Here is a 15801-nt window from a genome sequence, read left to right on the forward strand (position 1 = left end):
TCAGACGGCGCCAAGCAGGTGCAGCGCGAACCAGATCCAGCCGAGCAGGATAACCACCGCGCCGACGACGAAAGAGCGGTTGCGCAGCAGCAGATTGTTGCTCGTCAGGTGAACCCAGGCATGGACATAGCGCGAGGCGACAAAAATCCACATCAGTGCCAGGGTTAGATAGTTGACGCCGTTGGTGACGTGGAGTGTCAGGCACAATACGTAGAAGAGCACCGGCAGTTCGAACTGGTTGACGAGATTGGCGGCAACCGTGGCGCTGGACGCGGGCTCAGTCGAGCGCACCTTGTACTGGCCGACCTTGGCCTCGCCTGACTTGACCGCACCGTATCGGCGACGGCCCAGAACGCAGTAGACGATGTAGATCAGCAGCACATGCGCCAACATCGGCCAGAAAATACTGGTCTGGTTCATAGGATTCCCTCGGCCCTGTTGGGCATCAAGCCTGGCGTTTCTGGCCCACCAAGGCGAAAATCGCGATGACGATGACCGGTATGGCGAACAACGCGAATTTGGTGACGATCAGCGCCGAGGCGAACGACAGCGAATCCGGGTTGGCGTACAGGAAATCCGACAGAAACCGCGCCACGGCGATGTTCTGGGCATAGTCGGCGATCGTATAGGGCAGCACCAGCACCAGCGCGAAGATCGACTGCACCTGCCCCGGCAGCACCCGAAAATTCCTCAGGCGCCGGCCGGTGGCCAGGATCAGGCTGACCAGCGTGAGCGACAACAACGCCGGGAACAAGAGGTCGAAGGTCAGGTAGTGCCAGACCAGGATGATCTCACTGCCGCGCCGGCCGAGCGCTGTCAGCCAGGCCATGCCTTCGTCGGGCGTGAAGCCGAAATAGCGCATGTCGAGCGACGGCAAGCCGCCGCTCAACTGGCGGAAATAGAAGAATTCCAGCAGCGTCATGGCGGCGAAAACCGCCGCCGACAGGAAACAAAGTGCCGCCGCGTGACGCGACAGCCGCAGGATCGTCGCGGTCAGGCTACGCCCGAGCCCGTATTGTTCAGGCTCCGCCGGGATAGTTCGGGCTTTCGCGGGTAATCGTGACGTCATGGGCGTGGCTTTCACGAAGTCCGGCGTTGGATATGCGCACAAAGGTGGCGCGTTCGCGGAAATCGGCAAGGTCGCGGCCACCGACATAACCCATAGCGGCTTTTAGCCCGCCTGCAAGCTGATGCAGCACTCCGGACACAGGTCCTTTGTAGGGAACCTGCCCTTCAATGCCTTCCGGCACCAGTTTCAGCGTGTCGCGCACCTCGGCCTGGAAGTAGCGGTCCGCCGAGCCGCGCGCCATGGCGCCGACCGAGCCCATGCCGCGATAGGCCTTGAAGGAGCGGCCCTGATGCAGATAGACCTCGCCCGGGCTTTCGTCGGTGCCAGCCAGCAGCGAACCGATCATGGCTGCACTTGCGCCCGCGGCGAGCGCCTTGGCGAGATCGCCGGAATATTTGATGCCGCCATCGGCAATCACCGAGACGCCTGATTTGTGCGCCGTCTCGACCGCCGACATGATGGCCGAAAGCTGCGGCACGCCAACGCCGGCAACGATGCGGGTGGTGCAGATCGAGCCCGGGCCGATGCCGACCTTGACGGCGTCGGCGCCTGCGTCGATCAGCGCCTGCGTGCCCTCGGCGGTGGCGACGTTGCCAGCCAGGATGCGGACCGAATTGGAAAGCTTCTTGGCACGCGTGACGGCATCGAGCACACGCTGCGAGTGGCCATGAGCGGTGTCGATCACCAGAAGGTCGACGCCTGCATCGATCAGGCGCTCGGCGCGTTCAAAACCGTCATCGCCGACGCTGGTGGCGGCCGCTGCGCGCAGGCGTCCCTGTGCATCCTTGGTGGCGTGTGGGTTGAGCTGCGACTTCTCGATGTCCTTGACGGTGATCAGCCCGACGCAATTGCCTTGCTTGTCGACGACGACGAGCTTTTCGATACGGTGCTGGTGCAGAAGCCGCTTGGCCTCGTCCTGGTCGACATTCTCCTTGACCGTGATCAGGTTCTCACGGGTCATCAACTCGTAGACCTTCTGCGCCGGGTCGGAGGCAAAGCGCACGTCGCGATTGGTCAGGATGCCGACCAGCCGACCGATCTTCTGGCCACCGGTGCCGCCATTCTCGACCACCGGAATGCCCGAGATCGAATAAGTGCGCATCAGTGACAGCGCGTCGGCAAGGGTGGCATCGGGGCCGATGGTAACCGGATTGATCACCATGCCGGATTCGAATTTCTTGACCTGCCGAACCTGCTCGGCCTGTTCGGCCGGCGAGAAATTGCGGTGGATGACGCCGATGCCGCCGGCCTGCGCCATGGCGATGGCAAGACGCGCCTCGGTGACGGTGTCCATGGCGGCTGAGAGGATCGGCACGTTGAGGTCGATGTCGCCGGCAATGCGGGTGCGCACATCGGTTTCGCCAGGCATGACCTCGGAATGACCCGGCTGCAGCAGCACGTCGTCAAAAGTCAGCGCCAGAGCGCCGGTGGACGTTTCAATGATTTTTGCCATGGCCAGTCCTTAGAATGCATGAAAGGCGCTGGACCGTGATGGACAGCGCCGACTCGTTATTCCCTTTCAGGATTGGCGCTGGCTGGTACCACGTCGCGACGCCGATGAAAAGCCGATCGTTGCGTTGCACAACGGCGTCTTCGAACAGTTGATTGTGCCACCCGTCGTTGCGGTCGCACAAAAGTGACAGCAAATTAACACGACACTGGTGGCCAGTCGTGATAACCGCCCCCATGTATCGGCTTGCCCCCGTTTTGAACGAGAATTGGGCCGAGAAAAATTTTGAAACGGGCACACTCGTGAATCGCACCATCCCGCTCATACTGGCGGTCGCACTTTTCATGGAAAACATGGATTCGACCGTCATTGCGACATCGCTGCCGGCGATTGCCGTCGACATCCACACCAGCCCGATCGCGCTCAAACTGGCGCTGACCGCCTATCTCGTCTCGCTGGCGATCTTCATTCCGATCAGTGGCTGGATGGCCGACCGCTTCGGCGCCAAGAACATTTTCCGCGCCGCGATCGCGGTCTTCATCGCCGGTTCGGTCGCCTGCGCCCTTTCCGGCTCGCTGCCTGCCTTCGTGGTTTCACGCTTCCTGCAAGGCATCGGCGGCGCCATGATGACGCCGGTCGGACGCCTGGTGCTGGTGCGCGCGACACCGAAAAGTGAACTTGTCGCCGCCATGTCCTGGCTGACCGTACCGGCGCTGGTCGGACCGCTGGTAGGCCCGCCGATCGGCGGCTTCATCACCACCTATTTCACCTGGCACTGGATCTTCCTGATCAATGTGCCGATCGGCCTGATCGGCATCTGGCTGGCGACGCGTTTCCTGCCGGAGACCGAATCGATGGAGACGCCGCCGCTCGATTTCATCGGCTTCGTCTTGAGCGGGCTGGCGGCATCCGGCGTGGTGTTCGGCCTGTCGGTGGTCAGCCTGCCCTATCTGCCGCCGGCGACCGGCCTTATCACCGTGGCCGTCGGCCTGGTGTCGGGCGTGCTCTACCTCATGCACGCGCGCCGCGCCAAAAACCCGCTGCTGGCGCTCGAACTGTTCCGCAACCAGGTGTTCCGTTCTTCCGTGCTTGGCGGCTCGCTGTTTCGCATCGGCATCGGCGCCGTGCCCTTCTTGCTGCCGCTGATGTTCCAGATCGGCTTCGGGATGACGCCGTTCCAGTCCGGCATGATCACCTTCGTCTCGGCGATCGGTGCCATCGGCATGAAATTCGTAACCGCGCTGATCTTCCGCGTCGCGGGTTTTCGCCGCGTGTTGATCGTGGGTTCCCTGGTCGCCGCGGCGTCGATCGCCATCAACGGCTTCTTCACGCCCGATACACCCTATCTGCTGATGCTGGCCGTGCTTCTGGTCGGCGGCTTCATCCGCTCGATGTTCTTCACCGGTGTCAATGCGCTCTCTTATGCCGAGGTTTCGGCCGAGGACACCAGCAAGGCGACGCCGATCACTGCTGTCTTCCAGCAACTGTCGATCGCGCTCGGCGTCGCGGTTGCCGGCGGCATACTGGAAGTGTCGACGAGCATTCACGGCGGATCGCTGATGCTGGCGGATTTCCATACCGCCTTCTTCATTGTCGCCGCCATTTCGGCGCTTGCGGCGCTGTCGTTCATGCGGATGGCGCCCGATGCCGGCAACGCCGTGTCCGGTCATGGCCGGCTGACCACACCCAAGACGCTGGAGCCGGTGAGTACGGCGGGGAAATAACCACCCCGCTCGATGCTAGTCCTCGTCGTCCTCCGGCCCTTGGCTATGGCTCCGGGCGCTCGAGTCCACTGGACGTTCCGATCCGCCTGACGGCGGACCGGGCTCTCGCCCCTTGAAATCCTTCGCCAGCAGATAAAGCTCGACCGATTCGTCGCGTGACGCCGGCGGCTTGACGTGGTGCACCGAGCGGAAATTCTTCTTGAGCATCGAGAGCAGTTCGTTTTCGGCGCCGCCCTGGAAGGTTTTGGCCAGGAAATGTCCGCCTGGCTTCAGCACGGACAGCGCGAAATCAGCCGCCACCTCGCACAGATGCATGGTGCGGATGTGGTCGGTTCGCTTGTGGCCGGTCGTCGGTGCCGCCATGTCGGACAGCACGACATCGGGATCGCCACCCAGCGCCTCGGCCAGCTTTTGCGGTGCCTCGGGATCGAGGAAATCCATCAACAACACCGGTGCGCCGGGCACGGCATCCATTTCGAGATAGTCGATGCCGATAACGTGGGGCTCGTCGGCCGTCGATTTCGTGCGCGCGGCCGCCACCTGGCACCAGCCTCCGGGGGCGGCGCCGAGATCGATGACCTTCATGCCGGGTTTCAGCAGATGATGCTTGTCGTCGATCTCGATCAGCTTGTAGGCCGCGCGCGAGCGGTAGCCATCGGCCTTGGAGCGCTGGACATAGGGATCGTTGATATGGCGCTGCAGCCAGCGACGCGACGATTCCTTCAGGCCGCTCTTCTTCTTGATCCGCGTCTTCAGCACGCGAATGCTGGCCGAGCCTGGTTTTTCCGGTTTCTTGGTCATTTAACGGCCACGCCCATCATTGCGCCAGACGCCGTCATCGGCCATCAGCTCGCTCAATATGCCTTCGCGCAGGCCACGGTCGGCAACACGCAGCCGTTCCGACGGCCACACCGCGCGGATCGCTTCCAATATAGCACAACCGGCCAGCACCAGATCGGCACGATCGGCGCCGATGCAAGGGTTGGCGCAGCGCTGCTGAAAGTCCCAACCAACCAGCCTCTCGACCATGCGGTCGACGCTGTCGCGGTCCATCCACAGCCCGTCGACCCGGCGGCGATCGTAGCGTTCGAGATCGAGGTGGACGCCAGCCAGCGTCGTCACCGTGCCAGAGGTGCCGAGCAGATGGAAATTGGGGCTGGCCTTGAGGTGGCTCAGCCGGTCGCGACCGTCGAAGCTGGCCAGCCGGCCGGCGACATCGTCGACCATGGCGTTGAAGATTTCGCGCGTCACCGTGCGGCCACCAAAGCGCTCGGCCAACGAGACGACGCCGACCGGCAACGACGTCCACGAGACGATGTGGTTGGCGAGCCGCGGCGACCGGCGCCCGGTGAGGTCAATCAGCGCGATTTCGGACGAACCGCCGCCGATGTCGAACAGCACGACGCCTTGCGTGTCGCGCTCGACCAGCGAGCCACAGCCGGAAACCGCCAGCCGCGCTTCGGTCTGGCGGTCGATGATCTCGAGCTTCAAGCCGGCGTCGCGCTCGACGCGATCGAGAAACTCGACGCCGTTTTCGGCTGTGCGGCAGGCTTCGGTGGCGATCAGCCTGGCCTTCCTGATCTTGCGGCCGCGCAATTTGTCGCCGCAGATCTTCAGCGCCTCGACCGCGCGGTCCATCGCCGGCTGGCCAAGCCGGCCACTGGCGGTGAGCCCCTCGCCCAGCCTGACGATGCGCGAAAAGGCATCGATGACACGGAACTGGCCATGTCGTGTCGGCACCGCGACCAGCAGCCGGCAATTGTTGGTGCCGAGATCGAGGGCCGCGAAAACAGGAAGCTCGTGCATCGGCGGCCGGCGGGTGCCCTGTTCAGGGCGTGGTGCGGGAGCGACGGGCGAGATCACTGGCGCCGTCGGCTGCTTCGACTCCAAAGCCGGAATAGCCGGTTTACCTGGCGATCGATTGTCACTTGGCGATCGATTGTCCTGGGGGGCTTCGTCGCGCGCAAAAACCTTGCGCCCACGCCTTCGCTTGCGCCGCTTCTTGGGCTTGCCCTTCTGGTGACGGGTTGCGTCGCCCGCCTGCCCGTCGGCGGAGCGAGGCTCCGTCGGGCGGCGTTGCTGCCAACCGGCTGTCCCCGAGCCTGACGGCCCTAGGGAAGCGCTGGACGCGCCCACCTCCGGCGCGCCTGCGCCGGTGTCGCGGTCTTCCACTGTCGTTCCTTCCGGCGCCGCGCGAACCGATGACGGACGCAGCAGGCGCTTTGGCATGTTTCAAGTTGCCGCCAGAGTAACAGCGCTGTGCCCGATCACCAAGAGCCGCGGCTGAATTTTGCCGACTGGGGCGCGAAACGCCTTTTCCGCCTCGTCGCGTAATGTACCCGCAAGGCTGGATTGCTAGCGCGGTGCTGGCGAAGACGATCTCCCGTCGAAACCGATGCCCGCTTGCCGGCGACTTTGCGCCGCTTTCGGTGCGGGCGGATCTTGCCGGTGGCGGCGCGACAAGTGTTCGCGGTTGAATAGCCGGCTTCAATGAGGCATTTCTGAAATGAGCGGAAGAATCCGGGCGGCCGGTCTCCCACCACCAGGAGAAAAGGAAGCGGACAGGCAACGCATGGCAGTCAGGCAATGAACTGGAAACGCTATTTCTGGCCGGGCATCGGCATCGCCGCGGTGATCTTCTCGCTGCTGTTGCTCTGGCACGAATTGCGCGGCATTTCGCTGGACGATGTCTGGGACGGGCTCGCCGCCATTCCAACCCGCGGCTGGGTGCTGGCGGCGCTGAGTTCCGTCATCGCCTATGCCGCGCTCGCCGGCTACGACCACATCGCGCTGCTGCATATCGGCAAGCGGGTGTCGTGGCTGTTCGTGACGCTGTGCTCCTTCACCACCTACGCGCTGTCACACAACATTGGCGGCTCGGTGTTTTCCGGCGCCGTCATCCGCTACCGTGCCTATGGCACGAGGGGGCTCACCGGCCAGGATGTCGGCGTGCTGGTGGCGATCTGCTGGATCACCTTCGTGCTGTCGACTATCCTCGCCTCCGGCCTCGTGCTGGTGTTCGAGCCTCAGATCATCGACCGGTTTTCCGGCATCGCCCATCACGGCCTGTCGGAGGCGGCGGGCATCGCGATGCTGATCCTCGTCGCCGCTTATATTTTCGGCAGCGCGTTGCATCTGCGCCCGCTGAAGATCGCCAGCTTTCAATTGCACTATCCGGCACTGCCGATCGTTGTCAGGCAATTGCTGATCGGCCCGATCGAGCTGCTGGCGGCGGCCGCGATCATCTTCTTCGCCCTGCCCGAGGCCAACAATCCCGGCTATTTCGTCGTGCTCGGCGTCTTCCTGGTCTCGTTCTCGATCGCGCAGATCTCGCACGCACCGGGCGGGCTTGGCGTGTTCGAAGTGGTGTTCCTGGCCGGACTTTCCGACATGGCTCCGGTCGGCGTGCTGGCGGCGCTGCTGGTGTTCCGGCTGTTTTATCTGATCATCCCGTTGTTTTTGGGCCTGGGCGTGGTGCTGTTTTTTGAGCGGTCGCAGTTCAGCCGGACAGAGAGCTGAGGCGCGAGATTGGATTTCATGTCCGCGCCTGGGAGCACTGCGAAGCGTCGCGTCTGAAACCGACCGACAAAACCTGGCGATTGAACCGCCAAGCAGGCTTGACTATTTTCCGCTGGCGGCTACAAGGCAGCGCTCAAGCGGCTCAGCCGCTCGGCCCGCGCGGTTCATGACCGCGCCTGCTGGGGAATAGGTTAACGGTAGACCCACGGACTCTGACTCCGTTAGTCCTGGTTCGAATCCAGGTTCCCCAGCCAGTTGATTTTAAAGCGCCACCACTTTGTATCTCGATAGACCCGAGCGCCGGCAAACCGGAGAGTCTGAATGCAAGTTTGCCGACGCTCGGTAATCGCGGCATCGAGGGGCATTGGGGTGTCTGGGGTGCCACGAACGGCATACATTAGCATTTGCGAATATAAAGAGATACGGCTATTTGAGAACAAATTACGGCAGGCGTTGTTCTCAAATTGCTGCCCGGTGCGACAGAATTAGCCTGCCCTATGTGCCGACATACGCCCGGCAACGACCCATATAATCGGGGTTGCCAGCATCGAAGCATATCCGTCGATCCCATAGTGCCAGGCAAGATCGACAGCCCCTAGCTGAATGACGACAAGGAAGGCAGCGCCAGCCCAGCGAAGCAGGCCGCCGAAGCGCCAGAGATAGATGGCATTCAGAGTTGCGATGGCGACGTGCAGCGAAGGAAAAGCTGAAATACCGCCGCCCAATCGGGGATCATCCAGGGCGGCAGTGGCGAGCAGCATACGTTGCGTATCGAGAGCCCAGACATGATAGGAGGCGTTGGTCGTTTGAAGATAACTCATCAACGGAGAAAACGTAGCATCGCCATAGAAGGGCAAGACGAATGCCGGTCCGACCGACGCGACCAGCGATGCCACAAGATTTCCTAGCAGTGCCCAGGTAAGTACAAATGCCACCAGATATTGCGATCGAAGACGCTCATTACCCGTCGAGAAGGTGACACAAAACAGGACAATGAACATTACGACGAACCAGAGATTATAGAAGAAGTTCAAAACGGCGGTTATCGGCCCGAACCCAAACGAGAAATGCAAAAACTGCCATGCATCGACACCACCATGGATTTTCCTATCGATCGCCATCAGAGTGGCATCGGCATAGAAAGGTATGATCTTGCTGATGCCGCATTTGACGCTGGTAAAAAGGGAAAACAGGATGGGGAAGACCAGTAAGACCGGCAGACCGACGATCAGCCGGTTGGACAGTTCATTGGTCAACAGGCGATCCCTAAGCGCAGGGAATAGTCGCAATTGTTGCTCAAACATAACGCGCATCGCGATGACGGCAAACAGAACGACGGTCACGCCGAAGCCGAATAGCAGAAGCGGTTGGCTGTACAGCTCGAAGTCAATTCGGATATGCCAGTATGCTGCCGCAGCCAGCACTAGCAGCATGTAGACGGCAATCGTGACAAAAAACGGCTGATTGGCACGCCAGGTCGTCGAACTGCTGCGAAGTGGAAGCGCGACCGTGGACATTATTCAAGCACCGACTTGGCTCGCAACAAGCAATCAACACAGATCGACATAGGCATATTCACCGTCGCCCGTATAGTGACGATAAAGACGGAATCAGCATTGGGGTGGTCCGCTCGTAGGCTTCGTACTCGGGGAAAGTTTGTCGCAGAATGGCTTCCTCGTTCCTGGCGCGCCGATACTGCAAGAGAAATTGGAGCACACCCAACGCGACCATCAGCGTCGAAAAATGTGAGAGGATCATCCCTAGAACGAATGCTGTCTCACAGACGTATAGCGGATGGCGGACAATTGAATATGGGCCCGAGGTGACAAGCTGTCGGGCGGTAGCCATAATGGAAAACGAACGGCCAAGCCAATAGAGGCAAAAAATCGAACTAACCGTGCCAACGAAGATCAGGCAAAGAGCGGCCACTTGCACCGCTTCGTTTTCCAGTGCCGGCGTCAAGAACATTGCCACCAACATCAGAAAGGATGCGGCTACTGAGGTCACCCTCGGTTGAATTCCTCGGGCGGTTCCCTTCGGCGGAAGGCGGCTTATCGTCATGAAAAGCTGCAACAGCAAAAACGCGGTCGCCGCCATCCGTGTGCCGAAAGCCAGTGAACTTGCCGAGGCATCGTGATAGAAATGGCCGAACAGAGAAATGGCGCCAAACGTCGCAAAGACCGTCATGACAAAAATTATTGCAATCCGGCCAACGAAATCCTCGGTTAACATTCCGCCCTCCGCCTTAAAAAGGCATTGAAGCATTGCTTTCGCGCTTCGACAAGAAAATGGTTTCTGAAGGGTTAACGCCTGCGCCGCGTGTCCGGGAACGATCACCTTGCGTGACGGATCATCAGGTGGTTCACTGCCCTCTTAAGTCGGGGTAAGCCGATGGACCTTTTTGGTCTAAAATCGCTGTTGATTTGTGTCCTGATCTTCGTACCGCTTGAGCGAATCTTTGCCTTGCGGCCACAGCAAAAAATTCTCCGCAAGGGGCTCGGCATCGACGTCATCTATGCGGTCTTCAATGGCGCGCTTACCAAGGTGTGCGTTTTATTGATGGCGACCATCATAATCAGCGCGGCCGCATTGCTGGTCCCCGAGGGCGTGCCGAATGCAGTCGGAGGTCAAGCGACATGGGTCCAGATTATCGAGATCATGGTTGTGGCAGATCTGGGCGTCTACGCCATACATCGTGCGTTTCATGCGATTCCGGTGCTATGGAAATTCCATTCCATCCATCACGGTATCGAGGAGCTCGACTGGATAGCTTCGTTCCGAGCGCACCCAGTCGATCAGATCATCACCAAAGTCGTGTCGCTCTTGCCCGTGTTCTTTCTTGGCTTCTCAACGGAGGCCATTGCCATCTATTTCTTGATTTACACCGGGCACGCGCTGCTACTGCACGCTAATGTCAGGATCAATTTTGGGCCGTTGAGATGGCTCATCGCAAGTCCGCAATTCCACCATTGGCACCACGCCGGTCATCGCGACGCCTATGACAAGAACTTCGCCAGTCAGCTATCGATCATTGACGTGCTGTTCGGTACTTTTCGCGTCCCAGGCTCGGCAATGCCCGAGAAATACGGCGTCGATGACCCCATTCCGCTAAGCTACCTCGGGCAATTCGGCTATCCGTTTTTGCAGAAACCTCAAGAACACGAGAATGCCGAGATCGGCGCGGTCAAGCCGGCGCCTGATGCTTAGGCTTGATCTCGGTCTGCGGGATTTTTCACGCGCCTTTATGCCCTGTATGATTTGCCTAGAAGTCTGTCAGACGGGTAAGCCGCCAAGACTCAATGAGTTGCTGTAGATCTGGAAGGTGATCGTGCAGATCGCCGCGAGCGAGATCGGGACGCCGAACGGCACGACACCCTTGCGATCCAGATGCTGAACGTAAAGGCGGAAGGCGCCCTCGGGCAGCATGAACGGATTTTTCACGATCAACGCCGTGGCGAGAGCAAAGACCAGCAACAGCAAGGAAAACACCGCCAGACCGCTTCCGCCGATTAGGAAAGGCATTACTGCCATCAGTTTGACATCACCGGCGCCGACCCTACGCAAGGCCCAGAACGGGAAGAGTGCAAGAAACAGCACGAGCCCGGCAAGTGCGCTTAGGCACATATCCCACCACGATCCAATCAGGATCGATATGGACAGCAGGGCGCCAGTTCCCAAGCACAAAAGCATTAGCACGTCACGGTTGGATATTTTCTGGGTGGTGAAATCGAACCAGGCGACCCTTGCAAGCAGAGGGATGGCGAGCGCCTTCAGTAGAAGCGATACGGCAAGCAGCACGTCAGCGCTCGATATTCTGCACGCTGGACGACAGGAGCTTCAGATTGTTGGCAACGGTCGGATCGTTGGGCGCCAGTTCGTAGGCCTTGAGAAAATTGCTGCGTGCGTCCTGCAGCTTGCCGCGCAGCAGATAGGAATAGCCGACATTATTGTAATATTCTGGCGACGCGCCAACCAGCTTGAAGGCCCTGCTATAGGCCCGGTCGGCAAGGTCGAAGCGGTGGATACGATCGCAGGAAGCAGCCAGCCCCATCCAGGCGCCGCCGTCATTGGGCGCCAGTTGCGTCGCCTTGAAGAACAGGGCGCCGGAATTGCCGTAGTTTTCTGCGCGAAACTGGTTCGTGGCTTCGGCCACGGCCTGGTCCGAGGCATAGTACTCGACGTCGCTGACCGTCTTCAACCCATCAAAGGCATCGCCAAACGACGTCACGTCGCCCTTCGACGGCTCGTTAGTGCGAACGACACCGCCCGTGGTGTCCGCACCATTTGTCTGACAGCCGGCAAGCGCCATCATCAGCAGACTGGCTGCGGCTACGGCTGCGAGGCGCATTGGCCCTGTCATTTCATCCCCCAAGAGTCCTGCGACTCTATTTTAGAACCACAGCATATAACCATTTAGAAGAAAATGCCCTTCATTCGAATGATAACCGGTAGCATCACCACCATCATCACGACCGGAAAGATACAGAGCCCCAACGGGATCATCATCTTGACTGGCAAGGCATTGGCCCGCTCCTCGGCGCTAAGAATTCTCTGGCTGCGCATCTCATCGCTATAGATACGCAACGCGTCCGTCAGGCTTGTTCCGAGTTCTTCCGACTGCCGGAAAAGCACGGCAAGAGCCCGTGCTTCCTCAAGTCCGATTCGATCCGCCAGCTCGCGCAACGCCTCGCGCAGTGGCTTCCCGGCGCGTAGCTGCAGATTCATGATCGAAAGTTGCACGCCAAGCCATTTATGTGTGCCCGCCAATTCCGCGCCAACGCGCTCCACAGCCGCCTCAAGGCTCATGCCGGCGTCGGCACAGGTAATCATCATATCCATGAAATCGGGGAAGCCACGGCGATAGATCTGCTTCTGCCCGTTTTCGAATCGGTCCAAGGCGATGCTTGGGATGACGATGCAGGCAAGGCCAAACAAGACTGAACCGGCGAGCGCAACAAAGCTGGGTAGCCCAGGCGGCAAAAATCGCGACAGGAACGTGTAGGTCAAAAAAAAGCCGACGCAGACCGTGCCGAGGCGGGACAGGGTGTAAACCAGCGGGGCGCTTGCCTGATGGAAACCTGCGCGAAAGAGCTTTGCCTCCAGCGCGCTTGGCTCGTTCCGCTCCCTTTCCATCGATCGGAAGTAGGCGTCGACCGGCCGCTGTGCCGAAATTCTTGCAGCCTGTTCCACCCCGAGCAGTGACCGACGTTCGCTAACCCCCTCCCCCATCAGACTTTGCGTGACCAATCTCCGCGTCTGCAGGGCCGGTAAAAAAACGAGCGCGCCGAACAGGAACATTGCCACCGCTGCCAGGAAAACGGCAATGGAAACCAGTAGGCTCAGGTCGAAGACGTTTGAAAACACGTTTATGGCTCGCTCCCCTCAGAAATCAAAAATGACCATCCGGTACATGATGAAATCGCCCAGCAGAGCCAAACCTCCAAAACTCAGAAACGCGGGCATGAGCATCGGGCTCTGCCACACATCTCCGTAATAAGAAGGGGCAATAACCTGAAGGACCAGGAATATCACGACGGGGAACAGTGAAATGATCCACGCCGATGCTCGTCCTTCGGCCGAAAGGGCCTTGATTTTCAATCGAAGTTTCTGTCGTTCGCGCAGCACCGACGACAGATTGGATAGAATTTCGGTAAGATTACCGCCGGTCTTGGACTGGATTGACAGAGATACCGAGAGCAGATGCAGGCCTTCGAACCCCACCCGCTGGGAGAGTTTTCGCACGGCCTGTTCAATGCTGAGGCCGAAGGTGATTTCGTCCGAGACGATACCGAATTCGGTGCCAAGCGGGTCAGGCATTTCGCGTGCGACGAGACCAACAGCCACCGATGCCGGATGTCCAGCGCGCAAGGAACGCACGATCATGTCGAGTGCATCTGGCAATTGCTTTGCGAATTTCTGGATTCGTTTGTTGCGTGCCCGTCGGAGAACCAGAAATGGCAGGACCAATCCGATCATTAAAAAGACAATGATCGAAAGCGTCAGCGAGAACTTCAGCAGTAGCGCCAGTATCAGCGCCAGCGTCAGTCCAGCAAAGAAAAATATCGCAGCGAATGCCACCGGATTTCCGGTAACTCCGGACTGCGTATAGAGCCGATTAAGCGAAGTCACTCCAAATATAAAGTCACCTGAACCGGTCAGTCCGCGCTCGCGGAGCAATCCTTGCAGGGTCTTTTCTGCCGGCACCTGATCATCCAACCACCTCAGCCGCCGATTGATTGCGCCGACCCGTGCCCGACGGTTTACAAAGGAAAGATATAGTGCCTCGCCAGCGAGGATAACCGATGCCGCCGCGAGAACATAAATCAGATACAGTGCGGTTTGGCCGGTCGGCATCATAGGGCGACCTGCGGATTGAAGGCATCTTTCGCGAAATGATGCCCCAGTGTCGCCGCCTCCTGAGCAAAACGCGGACGGACACCGGTTGCACGAAAGTCTCCGATGATCTTGCCTTCGGCGCTGATATCGCGACGCACGAAGTGGTAGATTTCCTGGAGCTGAACGACATTGCCCTCCATGCCGGTTATTTCCGATATGGATGTTACCCGCCTGCCTCCGTCCGAGAGGCGCTGGGTCTGCACGATGATGTCGATGGCTGAAGCAATCTGCGCGCGAATGGAATCGTTGCTCATCGGCATGCCGGCCATGCCGACCATCTGTTCCAGCCGCGATATCGCATCGCGCGGCGTGTTGGCGTGAATAGTGGTCATCGAGCCTTCATGGCCGGTGTTCATGGCCTGCAACATGTCGAAGGCTTCCTCGCCGCGAACCTCGCCGACAATAATGCGGTCCGGCCGCATGCGCAGTGCGTTCTTCAGCAATTCGCGCTGGCGCACCTCGCCCTTGCCCTCGACATTGGGCGGACGCGTCTCCAGGCGGCCGACATGCGGCTGCTGCAACTGCAGTTCCGCCGCATCCTCGATTGTGATCAGACGCTCTCTGGATGGGATGTAACTCGATAGTGCGTTGAGCAAGGTCGTCTTGCCGCTGCCGGTGCCGCCCGAAACCAGGATCGATTTACGCGCCTGTACGGCGATCCGTAGAAGATCGACCATTGGTGGTCGGATCGAATTGAACACCATCAAGCGTTCAAGCGAAAAGGGGTTCTTTGAGAACTTGCGGATCGACACCAGAGGGCCGTCAACCGAAATGGGACGCACAGCGATATTGACGCGTGAACCATCCTCCAGCCGCGCATCAACCATCGGCGCCGATTCGTCGACGCGCCTGCCGATTGCCGAAACGATCTTGTTGATGACGCGCAGCAGATGGGCCTCATCACGAAAGCGGATCTTAGTCTCCTCGATCATGCCATTTCGCTCGATGAAGACTCGCTTGTGGGTATTGATCAAAATGTCGGCGATGGAATCGTCCTTGAGCAGTGGCTCGATCGGCCCCAGGCCCAGCATTTCGTCGGCGGTGTCGCTGGTCAGCTGATCGAGTTCGCGAGCATTCAGCGGCACACTGCGACCGCGCACGAACTCGCGCACGATGGGACGGATTTCGTTCAGGATCTCATCCTTCGAGGCCGTTTCGAGCGACGCGAGGTTGAACCGATCAATCAGATGTCGATGCAGATCGACCTTCAGCGCCAGGAACTCGTCGCCATGCGGTTCGAGATCGGCGACGGGCGGGGCGCTGTTGGCAACGGGGAGGACCGCTATCGAATCCACCCTTGGCTCTATCCGCGCCTCGCCACCCTTGATGAATCGCCCCAACATAATCGCCTATGCTCCCCTTCGACGCATATTAGCTGAAACTAAACATTAACCACATGCGGCACAAGCGCCCGAACGTGGGCGCGCAGTCAATACTTTCAACATAGTTAAGGACCACCGTCGGAAAATATCGTTTTTATTTCCACCTCCGGGTCACTCAAATATCATGGTGATTTAAGCTGTGAGGCATTCCGCAACCCTTGCGTGCTTAGGACACCTAACCCACCGACAATCCTCCCCTAACCCCTTAGATATAAAGGAATATGCGCTACTGCTAAAGTAGGCAAGACTTTATTAGCCAGT

15 protein-coding genes and 1 tRNA gene are annotated in these 15801 nt (G+C 59.5%); 4 read left to right on the forward strand and 12 right to left on the reverse strand.

Annotated elements, in window-relative coordinates; genetic code table 11:
* The 3 genes from EB235_RS24785 to guaB are packed head-to-tail and all read right to left on the reverse strand — an operon-like array spanning position 1 to position 2522.
* Positions 1 to 420, reverse strand: a complete 420-nt coding sequence (locus EB235_RS24785; protein ID WP_027028462.1) for an MAPEG family protein — start codon at positions 418 to 420, stop codon at positions 1 to 3.
* Positions 421 to 445: 25 nt separating this feature from the next.
* Positions 446 to 1069: a hypothetical protein gene (locus EB235_RS24790; protein ID WP_080680684.1), complete on the reverse strand. Its 624-nt coding sequence runs from the start codon at positions 1067 to 1069 to the stop codon at positions 446 to 448.
* A complete protein-coding gene (gene guaB, locus EB235_RS24795) occupies positions 1020 to 2522 on the reverse strand; it encodes an IMP dehydrogenase (protein ID WP_027028460.1) in 1503 nt (500 codons plus the stop codon). The genes EB235_RS24790 and guaB overlap by 50 nt, the downstream gene beginning before the upstream one ends.
* A gap of 299 nt (positions 2523 to 2821) precedes the next feature.
* Here guaB and EB235_RS24800 point away from each other — a divergent pair, with 299 nt between their 5' ends.
* Positions 2822 to 4243, forward strand: coding sequence for an MFS transporter (locus EB235_RS24800; protein WP_027028459.1), 1422 nt, complete (start codon positions 2822 to 2824; stop codon positions 4241 to 4243).
* Between the two features lie 15 nt (positions 4244 to 4258).
* On the opposite strand, the gene EB235_RS24805 is transcribed toward EB235_RS24800, so the two are convergent.
* Positions 4259 to 5044 carry an RlmE family RNA methyltransferase gene (locus EB235_RS24805; protein WP_027028458.1) on the reverse strand — a complete coding sequence of 262 codons (786 nt, stop codon included), beginning with the start codon at positions 5042 to 5044 and terminating at the stop codon, positions 4259 to 4261.
* Complete coding sequence (locus tag EB235_RS24810) at positions 5045 to 6415, reverse strand: Ppx/GppA phosphatase family protein (RefSeq protein WP_027028457.1); 1371 nt, start codon at positions 6413 to 6415, stop codon at positions 5045 to 5047. It abuts the gene before it with no gap.
* Between the two features lie 414 nt (positions 6416 to 6829).
* On the opposite strand from EB235_RS24810, the gene EB235_RS24815 reads away from it, so the two are divergent.
* Positions 6830 to 7762, forward strand: a complete 933-nt coding sequence (locus EB235_RS24815; RefSeq protein ID WP_027028456.1) for a lysylphosphatidylglycerol synthase domain-containing protein — start codon at positions 6830 to 6832, stop codon at positions 7760 to 7762.
* A 180-nt stretch (positions 7763 to 7942) separates the two neighbouring features.
* Positions 7943 to 8016: transfer RNA gene (locus EB235_RS24820), tRNA-Gln, on the forward strand.
* Between the two features lie 231 nt (positions 8017 to 8247).
* On the opposite strand, the gene EB235_RS24825 is transcribed toward EB235_RS24820, so the two are convergent.
* Together EB235_RS24825 and EB235_RS24830 are read right to left on the reverse strand one after the other, a co-directional pair.
* Positions 8248 to 9279, reverse strand: coding sequence for a phosphatase PAP2 family protein (locus EB235_RS24825; protein WP_051429544.1), 1032 nt, complete (start codon positions 9277 to 9279; stop codon positions 8248 to 8250).
* Between the two features lie 58 nt (positions 9280 to 9337).
* Positions 9338 to 9994: a methyltransferase family protein gene (locus EB235_RS24830; RefSeq protein WP_027028455.1), complete on the reverse strand. Its 657-nt coding sequence runs from the start codon at positions 9992 to 9994 to the stop codon at positions 9338 to 9340.
* A 159-nt stretch (positions 9995 to 10153) separates the two neighbouring features.
* Between EB235_RS24830 and EB235_RS24835 the strand changes: the two genes are divergently transcribed.
* Positions 10154 to 10969: a sterol desaturase family protein gene (locus EB235_RS24835; RefSeq protein WP_027028454.1), complete on the forward strand. Its 816-nt coding sequence runs from the start codon at positions 10154 to 10156 to the stop codon at positions 10967 to 10969.
* Between the two features lie 66 nt (positions 10970 to 11035).
* Here the strand turns inward: EB235_RS24835 and EB235_RS24840 are convergent, their stop codons facing one another.
* The 5 genes from EB235_RS24840 to EB235_RS24860 all read right to left on the reverse strand — a co-directional run bounded on the left by EB235_RS24840 (position 11036) and on the right by EB235_RS24860 (position 15501).
* Positions 11036 to 11560, reverse strand: a complete 525-nt coding sequence (locus tag EB235_RS24840; RefSeq protein ID WP_027028453.1) for an A24 family peptidase — start codon at positions 11558 to 11560, stop codon at positions 11036 to 11038.
* Between the two features lies 1 nt (position 11561).
* Positions 11562 to 12110 (reverse strand): tetratricopeptide repeat protein, encoded by a 549-nt coding sequence (locus EB235_RS24845; protein WP_080680682.1) that lies wholly within the window; start codon positions 12108 to 12110, stop codon positions 11562 to 11564.
* A 65-nt stretch (positions 12111 to 12175) separates the two neighbouring features.
* Complete coding sequence (locus EB235_RS24850) at positions 12176 to 13126, reverse strand: type II secretion system F family protein (protein ID WP_027028451.1); 951 nt, start codon at positions 13124 to 13126, stop codon at positions 12176 to 12178.
* A gap of 18 nt (positions 13127 to 13144) precedes the next feature.
* Positions 13145 to 14119: a type II secretion system F family protein gene (locus tag EB235_RS24855; protein ID WP_245268724.1), complete on the reverse strand. Its 975-nt coding sequence runs from the start codon at positions 14117 to 14119 to the stop codon at positions 13145 to 13147.
* Positions 14116 to 15501, reverse strand: coding sequence for a CpaF family protein (locus tag EB235_RS24860; protein WP_027028449.1), 1386 nt, complete (start codon positions 15499 to 15501; stop codon positions 14116 to 14118). Before EB235_RS24860 ends, EB235_RS24855 begins: the two co-directional genes overlap by 4 nt.
* Positions 15502 to 15801 lie beyond the last annotated feature (300 nt).

The organism is Mesorhizobium loti R88b, from assembly GCF_013170845.1.
In the GTDB taxonomy this organism is placed as follows: Bacteria; Pseudomonadota; Alphaproteobacteria; order Rhizobiales; family Rhizobiaceae; genus Mesorhizobium; species Mesorhizobium loti_B.

Excerpts from the sequence above, each read along its gene's own strand:
- EB235_RS24785 (WP_027028462.1), bottom strand. The coding sequence starts at position 420 with ATGAACCAGACCAGTATTTTCTGGCCGATGTTGGCGCATGTGCTGCTG.
- EB235_RS24790 (WP_080680684.1), bottom strand. The coding sequence starts at position 1,069 with ATGACGTCACGATTACCCGCGAAAGCCCGAACTATCCCGGCGGAGCCT.
- guaB (WP_027028460.1), bottom strand. The coding sequence starts at position 2,522 with ATGGCAAAAATCATTGAAACGTCCACCGGCGCTCTGGCGCTGACTTTT.
- EB235_RS24805 (WP_027028458.1), bottom strand. The coding sequence starts at position 5,044 with ATGACCAAGAAACCGGAAAAACCAGGCTCGGCCAGCATTCGCGTGCTG.
- EB235_RS24815 (WP_027028456.1), top strand. The coding sequence starts at position 6,830 with ATGAACTGGAAACGCTATTTCTGGCCGGGCATCGGCATCGCCGCGGTG.
- EB235_RS24825 (WP_051429544.1), bottom strand. The coding sequence starts at position 9,279 with ATGTCCACGGTCGCGCTTCCACTTCGCAGCAGTTCGACGACCTGGCGT.
- EB235_RS24830 (WP_027028455.1), bottom strand. The coding sequence starts at position 9,994 with ATGTTAACCGAGGATTTCGTTGGCCGGATTGCAATAATTTTTGTCATG.
- EB235_RS24835 (WP_027028454.1), top strand. The coding sequence starts at position 10,154 with ATGGACCTTTTTGGTCTAAAATCGCTGTTGATTTGTGTCCTGATCTTC.
- EB235_RS24845 (WP_080680682.1), bottom strand. The coding sequence starts at position 12,110 with ATGCGCCTCGCAGCCGTAGCCGCAGCCAGTCTGCTGATGATGGCGCTT.
- EB235_RS24855 (WP_245268724.1), bottom strand. The coding sequence starts at position 14,119 with ATGATGCCGACCGGCCAAACCGCACTGTATCTGATTTATGTTCTCGCG.
- EB235_RS24860 (WP_027028449.1), bottom strand. The coding sequence starts at position 15,501 with ATGTTGGGGCGATTCATCAAGGGTGGCGAGGCGCGGATAGAGCCAAGG.